Here is a 5,620-nt window from a genome sequence, read left to right as displayed (position 1 = left end):
GGATGGTGGGGATCAGGCGGGCCGGCGCGTGCCGGTCCCATAAATCCTGATCTTGGTAAACCTAAATGATGAAAACATCCGCGTCGATATGTCCGTCTTTTTCCCGGGAATGGACCAGGCACATCACCTCTTTGTCCAGCAGCATCCTCTCCAGAAGCGGCTTTGGCCTCGTTCCCCTGTACGTCAGGATATCGGCAGGCTTGAGCTTTTGAATGTGAATTTTTTCCTCATCATCGTATTCATTCTCATTTTTCCTGCCCACCCGGGTAACCATCAACTTGAACGTTTCCCCATCGAACACGTGCCCTACGTTTCCGATTAAAAAGTCCTTCTGTCTCACTTCAGCCTCCTTTCATGACTGCGATTTCACAGCACGAGCAAAGGTCGAAAGAAGTCACAAGAATCCCGGTTGCCACTAAAGCAAAAACAGATCTCCCTCTATGTACCCCTCGGGACTGCGATGACTCACGAGGCAGGTTACGTCCCTTCCCAGCAGGATCGTCTCGATGAAGGGTTTCCGGTCACGGTCGTTTCGTTCTACCCAGAGGAAGGGCTTTATCTCCTTTACCCGGATCCTTTCTTCCTCGGCATACTGACCGTTCTCAATCCTTCCGATGCGGGTGACCTTCAATTCAACGGTGTCTCCATCGATGACATTCGTAACGGGACCTCCAATGATATCGTTCATTGCGATACACCCCCTTCTTCGATAAATATTTCTCCGGACCTTTCACTCAGATGGAGATGAGCCGTCTCATCTTCACCATGGGGATGATTCCCGGATAGGATGTAGATCTCTGCCTGGATGTTTCCCCCCGCCTCGCGGGAATGAACGAGGCACATCACCCCCCTCCCTGTTAACCTGGCATCGTGGAATTTATTTACCTTCGCCTTCTCCTGAACCCGTGAATTTCCCGATTTAAGCCCTTTTACGCGTACCATCTCCTCGGGGCCGAACTCGTGATGATTCCTCCTCACCACCTGGGTTACCACCACCTGGATGAGATCGGAACCGATGACGCTCTTGATGCGCCCCACGATCAAATCTCTCATCCCGGTCCTCCCGGAAGCTCCTCCGGCGAGAGGGGAGGGCGGGCATCGCTGTTTTTCAGGCCCCGGTTCATGTAGACATCCGCTTTTATCTCCCCGTTTTCACCGCGTGAGTGCACGACGCACATCACTTCCCTGCCTTTCAGCAATTTTTCCAGAGTCAATTGCTCCCGCTCCCAGGAAAGGGTGACGATCTCGCTGACTTTCAGGGTTTTAATCCACACCATTTCCACATCCCCGTATGCACCCCTGTTTTTCTCTCCAACGCGGTTCACCGCCACGTAGAACATGTTATCGCCGACAATCTCCCTGACATCGCCGATGATGAAGTCTTTTTTCGGCATGGTGAACCTCCTTTTTCCCTTCCTTAGACCCACACGGTCCGGCTGTAATGCCTGCCTCCCGCTCCTGCCCCCTATCGATCGGGATATCGATTCCTCGAGTGTCTTCATCGAAAAGGGTTTATCGATGACGTCATCGACACCCGCTTCAATCGCTTCGGAGAGCAGCTTCTCGTTCCCGTAGGCGGTGATGAGAATCTTGGCCGCCCCTTTGCAGCCATCCCCCAAGCGCCTGATGAGCTCGATGCCGTCCATCTCGGGGAGCAGGTAATCGGAAATAATGATGTCGCAGGACCGGCCCCCCAGCTTTTCTATGCACTCCTCCCCGGTTGCGAAGGAAATCAGCGGCCATCCCCTTTGTTCAAAAGATGTACAGAGGGAATCCCGCACAACCTCGTCATCCTCGACGAGGAGGATGGTCATGGATTTCAACCTCTCGTAGAGTTGTCTTTTCATATCGCGAAAACACCCCTCCTCTTCCCAGTTAGGTTACAAGGATCATGCCTTATCACAAAAATATATAAAGGGATTTTAATTCAGATACTTACACTTGCACGTCCCCTGAAGGGCGCGCATTGCCTAATCGATAACTGCAAAAATTACCATGAGGTGGCGGAAAAATTTGCAATTAGTGGAAGATTTCCCACTTTCGGTCAAATTGTCAGGAGAGTCCCTGTCACCGATGGTGGCTCGAAAAACCCGGAGGGGATTGAACCGGATGCTTTCGGGCACAGGGTAGGTGAGATGGTATTCGTCTTCGAGAGTAAATTTACTCGATCCCCAGCTTCCGTCTTCGGTACCGGAAGGTAGAGTAGTTCATCTTGAGGAATTTCGCGGCCTCCGTTTCTCGCCCTCCCGCCCTTTTCAGGGCCTCCGCCATGTAGAACTTCTCGAACTCCTCCATGGCGGAGGTAAGATCCACGCCCCCGGGGGGGATAGGAGGGTAACCCGCTTTTTCTTTTTTTTTCCGGGGAGTTTCCCGCGTATCGCTTTTTACCAGCCCGAGGGCACCGGGGGTGAGCTCTCTTCCCGAGCCGGTCAGGACACCCCGCTCTATAACGTTTCTCAACTCGCGGATATTGCCGATCCAGTCGTGTTGCATGAGTGCTTTTTCCGCTTCGGGTGATATGCTCGAAAACTTTTTGCCGAATTTCTCTTTGAATTCCAGCAGGAAGTGCCGGGCGAGGGGAACGATGTCCTCCCGGCGCTGGTTCAGCGACGGGATCGCCACTTCGACCACAGCCAGCCGGTAGAAGAGGTCTCTCCTGAAGCGCCCTTTCTTCACCATGGTGCCCAGATCCCTGTTGGTCGCAGAGATGACCCGCGTCTTGACGCTCAATTTTTTGGTCCCCCCCACGCGGTAGAACTGACCCTCATCGAGAAAACGGAGCAGTTTGGCCTGGGCCGCTGTGCTCAAATCCCCCACCTCGTCGAGAAAGAGGGTCCCGTCTTCCGCCTCCTCGATCAGTCCCCTTTTCCCCGATTCAACCGCCCCGGTGAACGCCCCCTTCTCATACCCGAAGAGCTCGCTCTCGACGAGGTCGGCGGGAATGGCCGCACAGTTCACCGTGATCAGGGGTCCCCGGAAGCGGGGGCTCCGGTAATGAATGGCACTGGCGATCAGCTCCTTTCCCGTGCCCGTCTCTCCGGTGATGAGAATGGGCGTGTCAGGGCTCTTTGCCACCATCTCTATGAGCTCCATGACGCTCTGTATGGATTTGCTCTCCCTGATGAAGCAGGGGATGTTGTCCTCGATATACTTTTCCTGGATCGCCTGAACCTCTTTCCTCAGCTTGATGGTTTCGAGGGCATTCTGGATGGTCACCTTCAATCCCCTCATATACAAGGGTTTGACCACGTAATCGTAAGCGCCGAGTTTCATGGCTGCGATCACCGTATCGATATCCTCGTAAGCGGTGATGATGATTATCTGCATGTCTGGGTGGGAGTTCTTGATCTCACGAAGGGCGTCGATCCCGCTCATACCGGGAAGCCCGATATCGAGAAGGATCAGGTCGGGAGTGGTCTCCGACATGGCATCGATCGCGGCCTCGGCGATGGGAAAGGTCTCCACGCGGTAGTCTTCACCGAGCACCATCGATATCCCGTCCCTGACCGACTCCTCGTCATCGACGACATATATGGAATATTCAATCATGCCGGGATTATTCCTTCCCAACGGGAATTTCCACCACGAATTCTGCGCCACCCCAGATGCTCTCGCCTACCCGGATGGAGCCACCGTGGTCGGTGACGATCCTGTTGCAGATGCTCAGCCCGATGCCGGCATTGTTCTCCTTCGTGGTGAAGAAGGGGTCGAATACCTCGGCCCTGAGGTGGAGCGGCACACCCGGCCCTGAATCGGACACACCCACGAAGATGGTCTCGCCTTGAAGAAAGGACCTCACCCCGATTTTTCTCTCGCCCTGGACACCCTTCATGGCTTCTGCGGCATTCCCGATCAGGTTTAGCATCACCTGCTCCATGAGAACTGTGTCAAGGAGGCAGGGAGGGATGTTTTTTGCCAGGCTCTTCTGAATCCTGATACCTCTCCTTCTCAGTGAAACCGAAGCCAGGCTCAAGGCGTCCTTGATCGGTTTGTGAATGTCTGCCAGAGTTAATTTCGGCTCGGAGGGTTTGGAAAAGTCCATGACCCGGTTGATGACACCCTCTATTTTCTGGGAGGTTGAAGAGATTTTTTTTATAATTTCCCTTGCCTGCTTCGGTTCCCTGGCTTTTGTCAAGCTCGTTTCGAGGGCATCGAGGTATATGTTGACTCCTGCAAGGGGATTTCTTATCTCATGGGCGATACCTGCAGCCATCCGTCCGAGGGAAGCCATCTTGCTCTGAAGAAGCATGGCCTCTTCCATATTCTTTATCCGGGTAACATCCATCATGTTTAACATGACGGCTTGACGCCCGTCGTGCTCGGTAATGCTTCCCCGGCACAGGACCCATTTCATTTTGCTCCGGTCCCCGAAACTGCCCATGGGATAGAACCGGAAATCTATGTCCACCTCTCTTTGTTCCCCCTCGAGCAGGCTGTTGTACGATCTCCTTATTTTCTCAACGTCTTCGGGATGAATACCTTTGAAACTCGGGATGAAATAGGAAAGAGGAAAGGGTTCTGTCATTTTCTCGAATTCCGGGTTCGTGTAGACGACCTGATGATCCTGAATGATAACTATGCCCGTGAGCGATTTTTCCACCAGGTCAGCAAATATCTGCCTGCTCTTTTTTAGAACCTCTTCGGCAAGTTTGATATCGTTAATATCGCGAATTGATCCGGACATTCTCACCGGCTTTGCATCGCTCTCCCGGGTCACCTTACCCCGTCCCCGGAACCAGCGGTACTCGCCGGACTTTGTCCGTAAACGGTATTCCATATCGAAGGGAACGTCCTCCTCAAAGTGAGCCCGAACGTTTTCTTCCACCCTGACCAGATCATCCGGATGGAGCAAAGCCCTGAAATGAGAAAATGACGCCTCTATCTCGCCATCCTCATATCCCAGCAATCCATACCATTGTGGAGACCACCACTCGGCATCCTGGTCTATGTCCGGCCAATCCCAGAGACCGTCGTACGATCCTTCGACGGCAAGGTTGTAACGCTCCTGGCTCAGTTTGAGTTCATTCCGGGCTGTGACAAGTTCGATTATCTTTCCCAGCTTCTCTGCGATGCTGTGTAACAGCAACCTCTCCTCCCTGAGAAACGGGCCTTCATCTCTTTCGGGTCTCTTTTCGAGATAGCCCACCTCGAGAGTTCCGCTGATCCTTCCGTTGATGAAGATCTCATTCTTCTGTACCCAAACTGTCTCCTGAAAGTTCTTCGTTTTAAACTCCTGCCCCCCGAAGATAATTCGTGCGAAGGCAATTTCCGGGTACTGCCAACCGGAAGGGATGAGGTCAACGACCCCCTTAAATACCTCCTCGAGGGAATCGTGCTCCTCCTCGAGGAGTTTCGAAATAGCGTAGAGACAGTTCAGCTCCTTGACACGCTCATTCAACTTGGTCACAGTTTTTTTGAGACTTCTCTCCGCGTCCCGAAAGTCGGTTATATCAAGAGCCAATGACATACGGACGAGCCTTCCATCGGACCAGTGGATCGCCCTGTCCACGCAGCGGTAAAACCTTCCTCCATCTATGTCGTCATAGCACCATATTACCGGTGCGGCAGGCTCTCCCTCACTTCCCACGAGCATATGGTTCGTGCAGAAAGAGCATGGCCT

The 5,620-nt window shown here is 53.2% G+C and carries 6 protein-coding genes; all 6 read right to left on the bottom strand.

Features of this window, described 5'->3' with window-relative positions:
• Window positions 1-61: 61 nt before the first annotated feature.
• The 6 genes from GTN70_11795 to GTN70_11770 all read right to left on the bottom strand — a co-directional run bounded on the left by GTN70_11795 (window position 62) and on the right by GTN70_11770 (window position 5,593).
• Window positions 62-340, bottom strand: coding sequence for a hypothetical protein (locus tag GTN70_11795; protein NIO17641.1), 279 nt, complete (start codon window positions 338-340; stop codon window positions 62-64).
• Between the two features lie 75 nt (window positions 341-415).
• Window positions 416-688: a hypothetical protein gene (locus GTN70_11790; GenBank protein NIO17640.1), complete on the bottom strand. Its 273-nt coding sequence runs from the start codon at window positions 686-688 to the stop codon at window positions 416-418.
• The gene (locus GTN70_11785) at window positions 685-1,053 is read right to left on the bottom strand and encodes a hypothetical protein (protein ID NIO17639.1); all 369 of its coding nucleotides are present in this window, start codon (window positions 1,051-1,053) and stop codon (window positions 685-687) included. The genes GTN70_11790 and GTN70_11785 overlap by 4 nt, the downstream gene beginning before the upstream one ends.
• Entirely contained in the window at window positions 1,050-1,847 is a 798-nt protein-coding gene (locus GTN70_11780; GenBank protein ID NIO17638.1) for a response regulator, read from the bottom strand. Before GTN70_11780 ends, GTN70_11785 begins: the two co-directional genes overlap by 4 nt.
• A 313-nt stretch (window positions 1,848-2,160) precedes the next feature.
• Complete coding sequence (locus GTN70_11775; GenBank protein NIO17637.1) at window positions 2,161-3,549, bottom strand: response regulator; 1,389 nt, start codon at window positions 3,547-3,549, stop codon at window positions 2,161-2,163.
• 7 nt (window positions 3,550-3,556) lie between these two features.
• Window positions 3,557-5,593: a PAS domain-containing protein gene (locus GTN70_11770; GenBank protein ID NIO17636.1), complete on the bottom strand. Its 2,037-nt coding sequence runs from the start codon at window positions 5,591-5,593 to the stop codon at window positions 3,557-3,559.
• Between the last annotated feature and the right edge of the window lie 27 nt (window positions 5,594-5,620).

The organism is Deltaproteobacteria bacterium (genome assembly GCA_011773515.1).
Classification (GTDB): domain Bacteria; phylum Desulfobacterota; class Deferrimicrobia; order J040; family J040; genus WVXK01.
Note: the sequence above shows the minus strand (reverse complement) of the source record. Positions and strands in the feature narration are given on the sequence as shown.

Excerpts from the sequence above, each read along its gene's own strand:
- GTN70_11790 (NIO17640.1), bottom strand. The coding sequence starts at position 688 with ATGAACGATATCATTGGAGGTCCCGTTACGAATGTCATCGATGGAGAC.
- GTN70_11785 (NIO17639.1), bottom strand. The coding sequence starts at position 1,053 with ATGAGAGATTTGATCGTGGGGCGCATCAAGAGCGTCATCGGTTCCGAT.
- GTN70_11780 (NIO17638.1), bottom strand. The coding sequence starts at position 1,847 with ATGAAAAGACAACTCTACGAGAGGTTGAAATCCATGACCATCCTCCTC.
- GTN70_11775 (NIO17637.1), bottom strand. The coding sequence starts at position 3,549 with ATGATTGAATATTCCATATATGTCGTCGATGACGAGGAGTCGGTCAGG.
- GTN70_11770 (NIO17636.1), bottom strand. The coding sequence starts at position 5,593 with ATGCTCGTGGGAAGTGAGGGAGAGCCTGCCGCACCGGTAATATGGTGC.